The 18046-nt window shown below is 56.2% G+C and carries 3 protein-coding genes; 2 read left to right on the top strand and 1 reads right to left on the bottom strand.

From position 1 onward, the window contains the following. Positions 1-63: 63 nt before the first annotated feature. Together QZ725_RS02750 and QZ725_RS02755 are read left to right on the top strand one after the other, a co-directional pair. Complete coding sequence (locus tag QZ725_RS02750) at positions 64-14121, top strand: leukotoxin LktA family filamentous adhesin (protein ID WP_293776099.1); 14058 nt, start codon at positions 64-66, stop codon at positions 14119-14121. After that, complete coding sequence (locus QZ725_RS02755) at positions 14111-15784, top strand: ShlB/FhaC/HecB family hemolysin secretion/activation protein (protein WP_293776100.1); 1674 nt, start codon at positions 14111-14113, stop codon at positions 15782-15784. The genes QZ725_RS02750 and QZ725_RS02755 overlap by 11 nt, the downstream gene beginning before the upstream one ends. A 94-nt stretch (positions 15785-15878) precedes the next feature. Here QZ725_RS02755 and QZ725_RS02760 read toward each other — a convergent pair. Then, on the bottom strand, positions 15879-18046 hold a 2168-nt coding region (locus tag QZ725_RS02760; protein ID WP_293776101.1), incomplete at its 5' end, for a TonB-dependent siderophore receptor.

Genomic DNA, 18046 nt, shown 5'->3' on the forward strand with positions numbered 1-18046 from the left:
AATGGTCATCGTGCCATTTCTGCGTGCGGCCACTTTTCGGCCTGTTCAAGCTGGAGCAAATCAATGAATCGTATCTACAACATCGTCTGGAATCGTGCCAAGGGACTGTGGCAAGTTGCGGGAGAAAACGCACGCTCGTGCGGTAAGAGCAAATCCGTCAAGCTGACCGATGGTGCCGGCATACTGCTGATGGGCTCACTGCTGTCAGGTGCAGGCCCAGCGGCTTTTGCGCAGAACATCGTCACGGATGGCCGGACGAATACGACGCTCACGCAAACCGGCAATGTGACCGATGTACGCACCAATACGATTCAGGGTGGCGTCGGTTTCAACTCCTTCTCACGGTTCAGCGTCGCTGGTGGCGATGTTGCCAATCTCTACGTGCCGGATGCGGCTAATGCGCTGGTCAACGTGGTGCGCGATCAGCGCTCCGAGATCAACGGCATTCTCAATAGCTATAAGCAAGGCAAGATCGGTGGTGACGTTTACTTCGTCAACCCGCATGGCATGGTAGTTGGTCAGTCGGGTGTGCTCAATGTCGGTTCGCTGACCATCAGCACACCGACGCAAGCCTTTGCCGAACAACTGATCGGGCAGGGCGGGCAAATCAGCGCGCAAGCCGTGGCACAACTGATGGCCGGTAATATTCCGCTATCTTCTTCGGGTCTTGTCGCCATCCGGGGACAGGTCAATGCCACCAATGCTGTCACTGTGTCGGCCCAGAGTGTCGAAGTCAGCACCAGCGGGCAGATCATCGCCGGCCGGCAAGCTGTGCCGCGCATTGCGCAACTGGTCAATACACAAGGGCTGTCTGGCGGTGTGGCGCTTGCCGAAGGTGATGGCACGATTCGTATCGTGGCGGCCGAGGATGTGACGATTGCCGGACAGGTACGCGCCGATGGTATGAGTGGACAAGCGGCAGGTACGGTCGATATCCGTGCCGGTGTCGATATTCGCCTGGCGGATAGCGCGCAGGTATCGGCTTCCGGTCGGGGCGCGCATTCCGATGGCGGTTCGGTCGTGATCAAGGCTGCACAAACGACGCGTCTCGACAAAGGTGGCGTGGTTGCTGCCAATGCCGGTGCTAGCGGTGATGGCGGTTTCGTCGAGCTGTCTGCCGACAAGTCCGTTACCTGGGGCGGTAGTCTGCAAGCCAATGCGGGTGCTGGTGGCAAGGCCGGTCAGGTGCTGATCGATCCTGAAAATATCGATATTGTTGAAGATCAGCGTTTGGGTGGTGCCAACTACACCTTGCAGGCATCGAACACCATCAACATTGCCGATGGCGTGATGGTCTCGACCCGGAATATTGCCAACTACCAGACGGCTACCCAGCAGCAGCATCGTGATGCCGTATCGATCGGCGATTCGGGCAATATCACGCTGGAAGCGCCGACCATTGTGGTTGGCGAGGATGCCAAGCTCTACGCGCACACCAATACCAGCAGCTATCAGGCTGGCAATATCACGCTTAAGGCTGTTGCGACGGAAGGTGCCTTGATTACGCCCGGCGTGCAAGTCGGCGTTGGCAGCAACAAGACGGAAATCACGCTGAAGCAGGGCGCGGAATTGCGCGGCAAGCAAGTGACGATTACCGCAGAGTCTTCTACTGCGCTGACGCACAGTCTTTCCGAGCAAGGGCTTTACAACAGCTACGATGCCCAAGGCAATCCCATTGCCGAAGTGTTGACCGATGAGCAGATGGAAACCCAGCGCCAATCCTTGCTTGCATCCGGTGCCATTACGGAAGGGCAGGCATCAACTGGCCAAAAAGGTTTCTTCAACGACATGATGGATACCTTGCTCAGTAATGGTTTGCTGGCGGGCGTGCAAGTGCTGGATGCACAAGCCAAGATCAATATCGGTGATCGCGTAACCATCATTGGCAGCAATGACGTGAATATTGCTGCACACGCCAGTACCAATGCCACTGCGGCAGTTACAGGTTTGCACATCGGTGCCGTGGTGTCGGTGACGAATACGGATGCGCAACTGAACGTTGGTCAGAATGCACACATCGAGTCGCTCAATGGGGATGTCAAACTCAAGAGCCAGTCCGATAGCATCGTGCAAACCGAAGTTGAAGCGATGCAGGTTTCTTCCAAGATGCCGGTGACGCTGACAGCCAACATTTCCTACACGCAAGGCAATGCCAACACAACCGTCGGTTCCGGTTCGCTGATCAAGGCAGCGCAGGACGGCAGCATCACGGCAGAGCAGAACAAGACCTTCGCAGTTGCTGCCACGGCCGGTGATAGCGATGGTTCCATCGGCGTCGCCGTTCTGGTGGCAATTTCGGATCTGAATGCCAATACCGATTTCAACGGCACGTTACAGTCTGGTCGTGATGCGAACCTAGGGGCAGCAGTCAATACGCTTCAGAACCAGCATGAAGCCTCGGTTCTATTGGGCGATAACCTTGGTTCGCGTGTGGCGAAGTTCAAGGATGATGCGACTGACAAACTGATGGAGGGTGTCAAATCCTTGCTGGGTAAAACCACCAAGAAAGGGGAGGAGAGCGGCGGTGACGAGCAAAGCAGCGGCTTCCTCAAGAAAATCGGTTTGGCTGGCGCGGTCGCCTATATCGATCATGATAATCAGGCTGGCTTGAATGTTGGCAGCCAGGCCAAGGTCAAGGCGGGACGCGATGCGAACCTCGAGGTGCAGGTTACCGATGCACTCAATTCGACAGTCTCGACAGAGGTGTCGGATAAGAAGACGACTGACAAGCCCTTCAGCTTCAATACCGAAAATACCGAAAAGAAAAATGGCGCTTCGGTTGCCATCCTGATCAGTTCGCAAAATAACAGTGCCGTGCTGACAGTTCGCCCGGGTGCCGAACTCGATGCGGCACGTAACCTGACGATGTTTGCCAAGGCCAGCTTGCCATGGCTGGATCAAAGCCGCTTGTCCAACCTGATCAAATCGTTCAGCAGCGATAACCTCGACGATTTCATCGAGACGGTGACATCCGGCGATCAGATTTTCAGTACCTGGGTGGATGCAGCCACGGCGGTTTCAGGTGACGGTGCGAAGGATGATGGCACGACCCTGAGCGGCATGGTCGATATCAACAACATGGGCTTGAGTGCCAAGATCGATGTTGCCGATGGCGTCAAGATCAATCAGGACACGACGTATCGCGGTCAAAAGCAGACCGTCAATATCAATGCCCTGACCGAAGCGCAAATGGTCAACGTGGCGGCTGATCCTGGCGTGTTTAACAGCAGCGGCGGCAAGAATGGCATGGGTGCCGGCGTGATCGTCGGCACGTATAAAAACACGGCCGAAGCCACGGTTGGCGCCGTCAATCTTTACGCCAACGAATTGAATGTCAGCGCCGTCACTGACGTGGATATGGTCAACTATGCAGTGGCTGGTTCCAAGGGTGGCACCAATGCCCTGAGCGGTTCGGTTGCTGTTTCGATGTTGCAGAATGTCACGCGTGCCGGTATCGATGATGGTGCCAATCTTGTGCTGAGCAACAGTAATGGCGGCAGTGGCAATCTGTCGATCTCGGCGCGCGATGAAACCGATAGCCTGACCATCACGGGCGGCGTCGTCAAATCGTCCACGCGTGCTGCGGGTGCGGCTGCCGGTGTGCATGATTTCGATCGTGAAACCGAAGCCTGGCTCGGTAATCGCGATACTAATCTGGCGGCGGGCAATGCCGTTATCGCTGGCGACCTGAATGTGGGCGCAGGCAGCGGTGGCCTGATCGGCAACTACGCACTGTCTGTTGCCATGACCGCTCCGCCGACACCTGAAGAGCAAGCCTCTTCGCAATCGCGTGAAGGGACAGGGGCGTTTGGCATCAACGTCTCGGGCTCCGCTGCAGTCAACCTTATCAAGAATCGTGTCAGTGCACGAGTTACGGATGATCTCGCGCTGCAGGCAGTGAATGTCAATGTGGATGCACGTGACGATACGGGATTGCATGCCATTGCTGGCGGTGCTGCCGTTTCATCCAACACCGGCAGCGGTGTCGGGTTGGCAGGTGCCTACACGCAAAATACCGTTGATGCGCGCGTTGAAGCCGAGCTGGCGGCGACCGGTACGGTTGCTGCACAGCGCATCGATATCGTTGCCGATAATGAGGCCGATATCCTGTCGATTTCGGCCGGTGTTTCGGCCAGCGCATCGACCGGTAGCTATCAAGTGGCTGGTTCGGTCAGCGTCAACGCGATTGATAGCGTGACGCGTGCGCGCCTAGCAGATGGTGCAATCAGCGCCGATCAGGCGGTGAATGTCAGTGCCAGCGACGATTCAAGCATCGTCGCTGTTGGTGGTGCGGTGACCAAAGGTGGCAAGGCAGGCATCGGTGCCGGTCTCTCGATCAATCACATCACGGGTAGCACGGAAGCTGTTGCGGAAAACCTCAGCAGTCTGCATACCAATGGCGGACTCTCGCTGAATGCCAAGAGCGAGGGCGAACTAGTTTCTGCTGCAGCGGCGATGGGCTATTCCAACAAGTATGCGTTTGACGGCGCGGTTGCCATCAATGAAGTCGAGCATACGACGCGTGCTGCCATCGTGGATAGCAGCAATATCGATGTCACCGGCGATGTGCAGGTCAAGGCCGAGAATGACAGCACGATTCAAACGATTTCAGGCGCGGTGGCGGCTGGTTCTTCTGCAATGGGTGCCAGCTTTGGCTACAACACGATTGCGGACAAGGTAAGCGCCGAGGTTTTGTATAGCCAGGCACGTGCAGCCAATGTGCGTATTGATGCCGATCAGAATGCACATATCGATGCGTTGGTGGCCGGTGGAGCAGCAGGTACGCAAGGTTCGGCTGTAGCAGGGTCGGTTGCCATCAATATCATCGATAACGAGACGAGTGCGCGTAGCGTCGGTGCGCAGCTGACGGCAACGAGCGGTGCGATCAATATCGATGCAGATGATACTTCGCGTATTCGCAGTTTGACTGGCGCACTTGCATATGGTGGGCAAGGAGCTGGTATCGGTATTGCCGGTTCGTACAACGATATCGGCGGTCAAATCTACGCGGGTGCGCAAGGTGGCAGCTTGAGCGCCGCAAACGGATCCATCAATGTAACGGCGGAACGAGATCAGGAACTGCAAACGCTGGCAGCAGGTGCTGGTGGTGGTGGCAAGGTTGGTGTCGCGGGTTCGGTTGCTGTCAATACAGTGACTGGTTCCACGCTGGCCGAAATGACAAGCGGTGTGGTTGCCGATGCCAAGAACAATATTCTGGTTGATGCAACATCCGACAGCAGTATCCAGACCATCGCAGGTGCCTTAGGTGTGGGATTGGGTAGCGTTGGTCTGGCAGGTTCGGTCGCTGTCAATCAACTGGATGGCACGACGGTTGCGCAAGTAACCGGTAGTAATACATTCCTGACGGCACGTGGACAGGGATCAGCCTTGGCAGGTAGCGGTGTGCGTGGCGTCGCGGTTACTGCTGAAAGCACCGATACGATCAAGACATTCGCTGTGAGCGTTGGTGCAGGTTCTTCGGTTGGTGTGGCAGGCGCCGTAACGGTCAACATGATGGGCGGTGCAACGCGTGCTGAAATTGATGGTGCCAAACTCAATAACTCTGTCAACAGCGTAGCAGCGGGAGCCGCTGCCGAGCAGGGTGTTTTGGTAAAAGCCAAACACGATGCGAGTCTGACTAGTGGTAATGGTGCTGGTGCTGGTGGCGGTACGGCAGGCGTCGGCGTATCGGTGGGTACGAATATCATCAGCCATGACACGAGTGCGCGCGTGCGTAATGCTGCAAATGTTGCTGCTGCTGGCAATGTCGCCATGCAGGCAGATGGTCATAACGATATCGATGTGGTCGTTGTGGGAGCAGCCATTGGTGGCACTGCTGGCGTAAATGGCTCGGTCGCCGTAACGACGCTGGAAGGTAGCGTGATTGCTGGCGTGGATGGCAGCGCACTGACCGGGGCAGCTATCGATGTCAATGCCAAGGCCGATAACGATCTCGATATCATCGCCGGCGGTGTAGCTGGTGGTGGTACGGCTGGCGTCGGCGCAACGGTAATCGTCACAACACTGAACCAGCAAACGAATGCTTACACGCAGGGTGCCAGCGTATTGAATGCCACGGGTCAGACGCGTATTCAAGCGGCAGCATCGCAGGATGTGAACGTTGTCGGTATGACTGGCGCGGGTGGCGGTACGGCAGGTGTGGCCGGTACCGTCAACGTATTGGTGGCTAGCGGACAAACGAAGGCAGCAATCGGTGCCGGAAGTAAAGTGAATGATCAGGCAACCGGTGCGACGCAGGATGTTCTGGTAGACGCTGACGACAAAATCGATACGCGTAGTACCTTGGGCACCCTGGGTGTCGGTGGCACAGCAGGTGTCGGTGCAGGTGCCGATATTCAGGTGATTCGTAGCGGTGCTATTGCGGAAGTGGGACAGAATGCCAACGTCAAGGCTGGCCGTGATATTAAGGTAACGGCAGATAACCAGCGCGACATTAATTCGCTGTCGGTTGCAGCCGCAGGCGGCGGTTTCGTCGGTGCGGGTGCCGGTATTTCCGTAGTCAGCGTGGCATCGGGTGCATCGTCGGATGCATCGTCCAGTCTGGATAGCAGTCTGTCGAATGCGCAGTCGGTGGGACGCAACTCGGGTCTCAATGGCCAACTGGGTAACGATTATTCGGGTTCGCAAGGTCTGCAATCGTCTATTAACAGCAAGCAGCAACAGGTTAGCCCGAATACGGCTTTCAATACTGCGCCAGATCAGACCAGTTATTCGGCGGCTGCAAAGGTTGGTGCGGGGGCCGTACTGACGGCCGGCAGGGATATTTTGGTCGGTGCGGCAAATCGCACCGATATCAGCAGTAAAGGCGTAGGTGTAGCGGCTGGCTTGGCTGGTGCCGGCGGTGGTGTGGCGATTGTCAATGCGGGTGATCGCACCTTGGCCGAGCTGGCCGGTACGATCAACGCGGGACGCAATGTAACGCTGTCTGCCAAAGATGGGCAGAGCGGCGAAACGCAGGTGACTGCCGGAGCTGGTGGTGGTGGATTGCTGGGATTGGGCGCAGCAGTTGCCGTGGCTGAAAAATCCAGCACGGCGGTGGCACATATCAGCGATGGCACGCAGATTACAGCTGGGCAGGATCTTTCCGTAAATGCCGATCTTCAGCATGCCTTGTCCGCAGAAACGATTGGCGTCAGCGTGGGCGGTGTGGCAGTCGGCGCTTCCGTCGCCACCGCAAAAACGCAAGGCCAGTCATCGGCTGAACTAGGTCAGAACGTCATCGTTCAGGCAAACAATATCCAGATCAATTCGCATGCCGCTTCGCGTAATGACGTGGAAGCCATCGGCGTGAGTGGCGGTATCGTGGCCGGCAATGCCGTGGTTGCGACAGCAAGTGATCGCACCGCAGCGCGTAGCTGGGTTGGTGCCGGTAGCCGCTTGACGGCCACGGGTGATATTGGTCTGCAAGCCAGCACAGATCCAATGGCACGCGCGTTTTCCTTCGGTGCCGCAATTGGCGCAGGAGCAGTGGGCGCCAGTGTAGCGGTCGCTTCGGTCGATACGCAGGTGACGGCTGGTGCAGATGGCGCGACGTTGACAGCGGGCGATGATTTGACCGTGTCGGCAGAAGCACGTCGTTCCGCTCAAGAAAGTGCCGAAGCGCGTGCAGTCGGTGCTAGCGGTGGTGTGCTGGCAGGCTTGAATGCCACGGTTGCCAATGCCACCGTACGTAGCGATGTATTGACTCAACTTGGTCAGGGCAGCGTATTGGTCGTCGGCGATGAGGCCACGATCAAGGCCAGCGATGCCACCAGCGTCAAGACCGACGCAACCGGTATCGCGGTTGGTGGCTTGCTGGCAGTCGGTGCCAACATTGGCAACGCCAGCATTGATGCCAATCAGCGTGTGCGTTTCGGCTCTTCTGGTGTGGTGGCCGGCACACTGACGCTTTCGGCGACGGGTAACAACAAGGTGACTGGCGATGCCGTTGCCGGTAGCGGTGGTGTGATTGCCGGTAGTGCTTCTACATTGAGCCTGAATGCCGATAGCACGACCACGGTCGATATGCTGTCGAGCACCGATATTATGACCGGCCGCAGCGACGTGGTATCCGAACATCGCTTTGATTATGCGGGTGACAGCAGCTCCCTGCAGGCGTCGATGGTAGGCGCATCGGGTACTTTCATTAACGTCGATCTGGCTAGCGATACACGTGTCAACGTCGGTGCTGGTGCCAAATTGAAAGCGGAAGACGGCATCGACATCGAAGCGCATAGTGATACACGTGGCGGTGCAACGGCCTATTCCGGTTCTGGCGGTGTCTTCAGCGGCAGTGCTGTTCTGGTCGATAACGTATTGCGCGACGCAAGCCGCATCATCATTGGCGACGGCGCGCTGATCGGTACGTTTGGCAGCCCACTCAATATAGACAAGGGCCACGTACGCATGACGGCGCACAACACCATGCGCGTCAGCGACACAGGCCGTCTGTCTGCCGGTGGCGCGATTGCCGCGCCGTATGCCGGTACGGAGATGGATGTGGATGTTACGAATGAAGTACTGGTTGGTAACAACGTGGCATTGCGCAGCAGTGGCTTATTGCAGGTAGGTGCTTACAGCGATACACGTGCGGCGACCAATGCGCGTGTCGATGTCTATGGTCTGGTCGGTGCCGGTGGTGGCGAATCGAAGATTGATTTGGTTGCGAATCAACTGGTTCGTCTGGGCAATAACGTCGATGTGCTGGGTTACGGAAGCGTTGGCCTGCGTGCTGGTCAGAGTGCTGATGGCAGCCTGGCGAATGATATTCGTGCTGTGGGTAGCACGGTTGTCGTCAATAACACCTTGATTCCGGTAACGGCGGTTCTTGATGCAGATGCAACCGTTAACACGACCAACAATCTCATTTTGGGTAGCGGCGACCGTGTTCGTTCGGTACGTAATGTAGATCTGGTGGCCGATAACGGCAATGTGACGGCAGATGGCAATGGCGTGGGCAAGAATCCTTACCTGTCCTTGTTCTCGTCCGAGCAAACCATGCGTTCGAATCGTGTGAATCGTCAGGCTACCGTCAAGTTAGCCAACTCGCAGATTGTTGCGGGTGCAGGTAACCGTCAGGAAGTGTATTGGGATGGTACGACGCTGCGTACGGTGTCCTCATTGGATGACTTACAAGTGAAATTCGTACCTGTCGGTCAGACGGCGACCTATTACCAGCCGCTTGCTGATCTTGATCTGCAATTGGCGGCAAAGAGGGCGCAACTTGAGCCCCTTGTTCCGGGTTCCTCAGCATACAACACGCTTAATACGGAGATTCTTGCTCTTCAGAATCAGCGAGACAGTACAGCGCTCACCTTGGGCGTGGCTCCCAACGGCAAGGCGATCGTCGATACGCTGGAAGTCAAGGATCTCATTGCCGGCTCCGGTGACATTCGTGTCGGTGCTGATCATATTCAGCAATCGGGCGCTAATCTGACGGCCTATGGTGCGCCGACTGTCATTATTCACAACAGCTCGGATGACTATCTGGTCACGAACGGTATTCTCGTATCCGCTGCGGGTAGCGGCAGTATTACGTCGATCGGTGCGGCGAAGGTGGCAAGCAGCGGCGCGACGTTGACGGAAGTGAAGCGTTCGCAGTCAGACTACTATGATGCGACGCAGCGGCCAAGCGTACCTTCGATCGTGATCGAAAATACCTACGACACTAATCTGCCGGGTAATACAGGCATTGCGCCAAATCTTTTGCTGCTCGGCGATATTGAAAATCTCAAAGGCAATACGGCGATCAGCAATCTTTCGGGCAATGTTTCGCAGTTTGGCACGATTGAAAGCTACCAGTTGAGTATGAACGTACCGAATGGTGATCTGTACGTGAGCTTGCCGGGGCGCAGCTGGAATCTGGCCTCGGTGCAGGCAGAATGGGCTGCGCTGATTGCTAGCCTTGATCCGACCAATGCGAGCGGCCGCAATACGCCTGATTCCATTGCTGAATTTGCGGCGAACGTGTATTACAACCGCGATTTCACGTTCACAACGAAAGAGGATTTCACTGATTACCTGATCCGTAACTACGGTGTAGGCAACGGTAAGGATCAGCAAGTCATTCTCAAGGGTTTGGAGCGCGGTTATTGGGAAAGCACGTCCGATAACACATCGAATCGAATTTGGAACAAGGGCACCATCTATCAGTACAGCGGTAACCAATCGGCTAGTGACCATAACTGGTTGACCAATAACACGGGCGTATGGGACTGGACCTACACCATGATCAAGGCGCTGAAGACGCAAAATAGCGCGACCTTGAGCCAGTCGGATACATCCGGCTCTTCACAGAGTGCCTTGCGTGTCGGCGGTGCATTGGCGATCAATGCCAAGAACATCAATATCAATGCCGGTATTGAAGTGGGTGCTCGTACCGACTGGTCGCTCAATCTGGGGGGCGCAGCTGCAACCGAGATTGCCAGCATTGCCAATGGCAATGGCTTGGTGCGCTTGAATAATGTGACGGCCATCGCGGATGGCAATGGTCTGGATGATGTACCAGTCGTCTACTGGGACTCTAACAATCAACGTATTCAGGTGCAGCGCATCAATGCTTCTGGCGGTGGTTCTGTTTCCTTGACCGGCAACATTATCAATACCAATACGCTGGGCAATATCGTCGTTAATTCTGGTTATGGCGATGTGCAGATCAATAACACCACCGGCCGCGACATGATGCTGACGGATATCGATCTGGGCAAAGGCGGCCAAAGCGTGGTGCGCATTACCGATACGTTAAAGACGTGGGGCGATGGTCGTGCGCAAACCTGGTGGTATGTAAATCAAGCGGGGCAGGATAGTGTTTCGGTTTATAACAACGCGAATGGTGCAACGGCTCTGGACAGCGCAAGCCTGTCAGGTACGAGCGGACGTGATTTCGTATACAACCCGCAAGCAGGCGCGCGTTACGAGTGGACGCAAAATTATCACATTACACGCGCGTATAAGGGCTCTACGGCTGTTGACGGTGAATATGGCGATATTCCAGAGAATCTTGGTAATTGGGTGAGCCAGATTGCCACCTCTGATCAAAAGGCTTACACCACGAGTGCTGGCGATGTGGTCGTACGTGCCGTGACGGGTAACGACAAGGCATTCATGCAGTGGGCAAATGCGGATATCCAGCACACTACAGTGAATGTGACCTCCAATGGTGGTGGATGGGGCGGCTACTACGCAGGTACCACCTTTGACCTTGCGACCGACATCAAGATGACGGTCACCAATAGCGTCAAAGCCGATCAAGCCATTCCGATCCGCTTCGTCGGCAACACGCAATCCAAATTGCAGGTGGATGCCAATTCCAACGTCCTCGTCGGTGGTGTATTGCGTAACGACGTGGGCACCACGCGCTTCGATATCACTGGCGCATTACTGAATGCGGGCGGTTCGGTGCAGGCAATGGATTTGCAATTGAATGCCTTGGGTGGCATCGGTCGTGCCGATAGTGCATTGAATATCATCGATACGCGTCTTGCCGGTGCGGCCGTCAGTGCAAGTAGTCAGGGCAACATTTATCTGAATACGGATGGCAACCTGTATGCCAAGTCCATTCAGACCACTGGCGATGTCACGGTGAACGCCGTAGGCGGTATCTATCAGCATGCGGATGCGACGGGTGCGTCCATTTCGGGCGATGTGCTGAATCTGCATTCGGGTTCGGGTAGTTCCATCGGATCGAGCACACAGGCACTGGTGACGCAAAGCAACGAGATCAATGCCTCGGCACCGGGTTCCGTCACGCTGACGCAAGCGACGGGTCACATGAACGTTGGGCTGATCGAATCGCGGGCGGGTGATGTCGTGCTGAACACGCCGACTGGTCAGATTCTGGGCGCAGCACCTAAAGGTGCCGATCACGATGCGCAGCAGCAGGAAAAGATCGCACTTTGGGAAAGCATGGGCTTGACTGACAGCACGCATGCAGCGAGCACCGTCAATGGTTATGAGAATCGTGTTGAGCGTTACTACGGCGATTACTGGAATATTCGTCAGGTAGCCAATAACCCGGACGGTAACTTCAGCCTGACGACGGCTGGCCTGTCCCTGTTCCGTGCGCAGATTTCTGCCGTGCTGGGCCATGCAGCAACCGATGCTGAAATCAATACCGTCATCAGTGCGCGCTATCAGGAAGCCAAGGCATTCCTGAACGGTACGCCGGGCCTGAGTTCGACCTTGCTGACGCAACGTGCCGATAATTTCCAGTACACGCTGGATACGGGTTCTACCTTGTATGCAGAGATGACGCATGGTGCTGTCTGGAGCAAGGCCATGCTCGGTACCTCGATCAATGCGGGTGCTGAAGCTGGTACGCGTCCGTCCACCGGTGCCTTGCCGAACGTGTCGGCAACCAATGGCACGATCCGCCTGAACAACGATCCGACCCAGCCGTTGCCTGCTTCGGCAACACTGGTGTTCACCATCAAGCGCACCAATGGCTACGATCCCGTAGTGACGCAGTTGTCGGCATCGGATGACAAAACCTACGCGTCCAACGATTTGCTGGCGTTCCTGTCAGCCGCAAAGCCGGGCACGATGGTGGCCGAGCAGGTCGATGGCGATACGATGAAAGTCACGCTCAAGCCGCGTAACGATCTAGTGGTGGAAGCACGCGATCCGGTGGTCATCGATGCAGTGGGCGATTATCACGTCAGTACCTCGCAAGACGTGATTCTCAAAGACATCACGGTGGGCGGCACCTTGTACGTCTACGCAGGGCGCGACGTGGTCAATCAGACCGCTACCGGTATTGCCGGCGCACGTACGGGTGGACTGTATATCGATGCCGGCCGCAATATCGGTGCGCCGGATAATCCGATTCAGGTCACCAACAACGGCAACAATCCGGTCACCATCTATCGTCTGGTTGCGCCGGGTACCGCTGATGTGGTCGTGCTGGAAGGTGATGTGGTGCTTGGCAAGCTCGAAGTTGCCGGCACGACGAACGTGACGGCCAATCGCGGCAATTTCTCGTCTCTGGGTGATCACACCTTGCTCAATGGTGGCTTGGTCAACCTGCGTGCCGTGGACGCGAATGGCAATACTTCGGGTTACATCGGTACGCTGGCCGATCCGTTCGACGTCGTCCAGCAAAGCGGTTCGCTGGGCCTGTTTGGCCTTGGTGCGACGGTAACGGCCAAGGAAGGCGATCTGACGATGGCCAACAGTACGCTCGATGGTGCAACGCGTCTGAAATCCGATGTGGGCGCGATTCGCATGGCCGATGCCAATGCAGTCATTCGTACGACCGACGAAACCGATGGAGAGGTCGATCTGGTCGCGGCAACCGGCATCGGTGAAAACGGTGTGGCCATGCGCCTGGATACCGGCCGTTTCAATGCCGAAACGCCGGAAGGCGACGTGCATCTGCATCTGCACCGCGAAGCCAAGGCCGAGCGTGTACATGCGTTGGATGGTTCGGCGTATATCGTCGGCGATGGCGACGGCAATCTGGCGAGCATCGATCTGGATCTGAACGATGTACGTGTGGCGCGTGATCTGGGCCTGCAAGCCGAAACAATCCGTGCCAACGTCACGCAGACCAAGCAGACTACGCCGTTGCGCGTGTGGGCCACGGGTGTGAATGGTCTGGCTGCCGACCAGATCACGATGAAAGTAGCCGGTGCACCCTACGTTCGCTTTGAAGATCTGGCATCGCGCCAGGCCGATCTGCGTACGAATGCCAACCGTGTGAATGTGGCGAAAGGCTATATCGCAGAAGAAATGAATCTGACGACGGCCTTCCTGACGGCACTCATGGATAACACCACGCCGAAACTGCGTTACACGCACGATCTGCAGTACTACATCCCGCCCGGCAAGTTTGCGATGGACCTGACGTACATGGGCGCAGACAGCTCGCACGCGCCGATGTGGTTCGATGCACGTCGCGGTGTTTATACGCGCAGTTTCGTCACGAGCGGCAATGCTGCCTTCGATCTGGCACGTTCGCAATTCAACCGCGATTTCAAGGCGGAGCCGGGCCGTAGCGATGGCACGCCACTCGCGCTCTCGACCATGCAATGGAAGAGCGTATTGCCGGAATTTAAATCCAATCTGACGAGTGGCAATGTCTCGGTCAACCTCGATAAGGAAAGCAGTGCCCATGCCGATTAAAGGTAATCTCAATACACGCAAAGGGCCGCATGGCCGCTTGTCTGCCATCGTGACGGCGATCGGTTTGCTGGCCGGATCGGCAAGTCTTGCGCAGACCGCGCCAGTTGCGCCGCAACCGGAAACCATCAGTTCGGAATTGCTGCGCCAGCAGCAGCGCGAAACCGAACGTCTGGAGATGCAACGCCAGTTGGAGCAGCGACGCGAGAGCGTGCTGGAAGCGCCCGCACCCAGCCGCCAGACCTTGCCTCAAGATGTGAGTGTTCGTTTTGAACTGCAATCGGTGACGTTTTCCTCATCCGAGATTCTCGATCAGACAACGCTCGATGCCATCGTGACACCGTATCTGAAACAGACGATCGGCTTTGCGGAGTTGCAAAAGATCGTTGCTGACATCAATCGTCTCTACGACGAAAAAGGCTTCATGACGGCACGCGCGGTTTTGCCGCCACAGCGTATCGAGCAAGGCCATGTGCGTGTTGAACTGGTGGAAGGCAAAATCGGGCAGGTACATGTAGAAGGCAATAGCTACATGAATACGGATTTCATCCTGTCGCGTTTGCCGCTTGAACAAGGCGTGCTGTTGCAGCCGCGTGAACTCGAATCCGAACTTTCACGCTTCAATCGCGGTAGTGCTGCCAAGGTCAGTGCCTCGCTGCAACCGGGCAAAGAATACGGGCAGACGGATGTGTACGTTGCTGTCACCGAACCACAGCGCACCAGTCTCGATCTGTTCATCAACAATCACGGTTACGAATCCACCGGCGAGGCGCAGGGCGGGATCATGTTCCGCCATTACGGCTTGTTGGGTCGTGACGATTTGCTGTCGATTTTCGGTGCAGGTTCACGTGGCGCGAGCGTGGGTTCGCTCTCGTATGATTTTCCGATAAACAGTTTGGGCGGCCGTCTTGGTGCGCGTGTCGGTGCCAGTAGCGCAAAAGTCATCAACGGGCCATTCCGTGCACTGAACTCGGTCAGCGATTCGGAAAACGCCGAGGTCTTCCTCAGCCATCCACTCTGGAGCAACAACGACTGGTGGTTGAGCGGCAATCTGAGTTACGGTCAGCAACGCTCGAAAAACTATATCGCCACGGTTTTCCTCAACGAAAATCGCGTCGAGACGACGCAGGCCGATCTCAGCGCCTTGTATCTTGCCGAGAATCGTTCCTTGCGTGTTGGTGCCGGCTACCGCCGTGCCGCAAGTCAGGTCAGTGGTACGACACGTCGCCAGAATTTTGATTTGTGGACGGGGTACTGGCAGTTCTATCAAGGCCTGAACACGGACTGGTTCCTCACGTCTTCCGGCGCGTGGCAGTACTCGCATGAGCAAGGTTTGCCTTCTAGCCAGGTATTCCAGATCGGTGGTGCCGCCACGGTACGTGGTTATCGCCAGGGCGAACTGGCGGGCGATGGCGGTTTGTACGGCAACTTGCAACTGAACTATCGTGCCAACGACAAGACCACGCTGTTTGGCTTCTACGATTACGGCCAGGTGGATACCTCTTTCATCCAGCCAGATCGTCTGGATAGTGTCGGTGGCGGGATGAACTTCCAGCTTGATCCACGCATCAATTTCGAGATTCATGTCGGACATCCCTTGAACAAGGTACGTTCTGATCTGGATTCGGTCTATATCAATATGCAATTGGTGTTCAAGCTGCTTTGAGTATCTCCTTGTGTTGAAAAAGCCCCCGATTCTTCGGGGGCTTTTTACTTTTTGCTTACTTTGTGGTGCGTCAGTATCCTCCGTATCGGATGGATTACCAGCGATAGGTCAGTGTCGCCACTGCCGAGCGTGGCGTGCCGTAGAAGCAGGCATAAGAGCACATGACGTAATGCCGATCGAACAGATTGGTGAGGTTCAGCGCCAGTAGCCATTGCGGGGAGAAGCGATAGCTCATGACCGCATCGGCTACCGTATAGCTGGGTATATCGATGGTGTTGTCATAGTTTTTGGAACTGCCAAAGTAGCGAACGCCGCCGCCCAGGCTAATTGCATTGTTCATCTTGTAGTCAGCCCACAGCGCAGCCATTTGTTTCGGTACGCCGCCGAAGCGGTTGCCTTCCGTGCCGGTATTGCTCTTCGTGACCGCATTGTCGATATAGGCGTACGAGGCAAGGAGGTTCAAGCCATTATCGAATTGGGCATGTGCTTCCAGTTCCAGGCCGCGTGAACGCACTTCGCCTTCCTGTATCTGGAAAGTTGGGTTGGCCAGATCGGTGGTCGAGACGTTTTTCTGCGTCAGGTCGTACACCGATGCCGTGAAGGAATGGCGGGTGCCGGGAGGGCGATAACGCACGCCGATTTCAACTTGCTCGCCTTCGGTCGGTTTGAATGCAGTACCAGCGGCGGATCGTCCTTCAGATGGCTGGAAAGATTGGGAATAGCTGACGTAAGGTGCCCAGCCATTATCGAATAGCCGCACCAGGCCGATACGGCCAGTGAGGGCGCTATCGTCATAGGATGTCTCGGAGGTGCCGGTTCGTCGATTCTTGTATCTGGCATCGACTTTGTCGTAGCGACCGCCCAGCGTCAGTACCCATTGATCGTCAAGCTTCATGTGCTGCTGTGCATAGAGTCCCAACTGGCGGGATTGGTTGCGCCCATCGCTACCGAGCGCAAGCGTTACGGGTGCGCCATAAGTTGGTGTGTATAAATCCAGTGCACCCACGCTGCCGTTGTATTGCGTACGATCAAAATTCTGGCGGGTGTAATCGAGCCCCACCAGCGTTGTATGCTGGATGTTTCCGGTCTGCAATTTCGCTTCCAGCTGATTATCGATGGAGAGCGATTGATCCTTGTCGAGCCGACGATAAGCACCGCGGGAAATGTTTCGCTGGGCAGCATCGAAGGTATCGATCCAGATATCCGAATAATCGGTTTTGCTACGGGAATACAGCAGGTTCTGACGAAAGGTCAGTTGTTCGTTGAGTTGATGGCTGAACAGATAGCCGAGCGTGCCGTTGGACGAATCAAAGTTGTTGAAGCCGGGCTCGCCGACAAAGCGCTTGCGTGCTATCTGGCCGTTCGCATTCGGCAGTACGGTTCCCTCGAATGGCAGGCCGTAGGCATAGACGGTTTCGTTGCTTTGGTGGTTGGCGAACAGCGTCAGCGACGTGGCATCACTTGGTTGCCAGCGAATCGCTGCAGAACCGAAGTTGCGATCGTCATTGATGTAATCGGTTGCCGTATCGCTACGGCGAACCAGGCCGGTCAGGCGATAGGTCAGTGAACCGTCATCCGTGAGTTTGCCGGCGAAATCACCGGCGACCTGTTTGCGGTTGTAGCTTCCCAACTGGAATTTCAATTCGCGCAAGGTTTCTGCCTGCGGTTGCTTGCTGACCATGTTGATGATGCCACCAGGTGCGGCATTGCCATACAGGACCGATGCCGGACCTTTGAGTAGTTCGATGCGCTCCATCGCATACGGCTCGGCGATGCCGCTGAAGGTATTGCGTGCGAGCTTGGAGCCGTTCAGGTACATCGGTGCGGCACCTGTCACATTAAAGCCGCGCACCACCATGCCATCGCTGGTGGTGTTGTCGGCCCCGTTTGCATGCACGCCTGCAATGTAGCGCATGGCCTGCGTCAGCGATTCGGCATTCTGAATTTCGATCTGATCGGCCGTGACGATGTTGACGGTTTGCGCGGTTTCGATCAGCGGTACATCGGATTTCATGGCGGTGATGCTGCGGTTGGCAACATAGCCTTTGACCGGGCCTAGTGCTGTTTCCTTATCGTGCGTACCGACCACCGTGACCGCCGGTAGGGCGGAGGATTGCTCGATGGTCGCCGTACGCAAGGCATAGCCGCCGTTCGCCGTACGTTCTGCTTTGAGCCCGCTACCTTGCAGTGCAAGATGAAACGCTTCGTCGATGGCATAGCGGCCGTTGATGCCTGCGGTGGTTTTGCCACGGGTTTGTTCGG

This window comes from uncultured Oxalicibacterium sp. (genome assembly GCF_913776015.1).
Taxonomy (GTDB): Bacteria; Pseudomonadota; Gammaproteobacteria; order Burkholderiales; family Burkholderiaceae_D; genus Oxalicibacterium.

Bases quoted from the DNA above. Each gene is read 5' to 3' on its own strand.
- QZ725_RS02755 (WP_293776100.1), top strand. From the start codon at position 14,111: ATGCCGATTAAAGGTAATCTCAATACACGCAAAGGGCCGCATGGCCGC.
- QZ725_RS02750 (WP_293776099.1), top strand. From the start codon at position 64: ATGAATCGTATCTACAACATCGTCTGGAATCGTGCCAAGGGACTGTGG.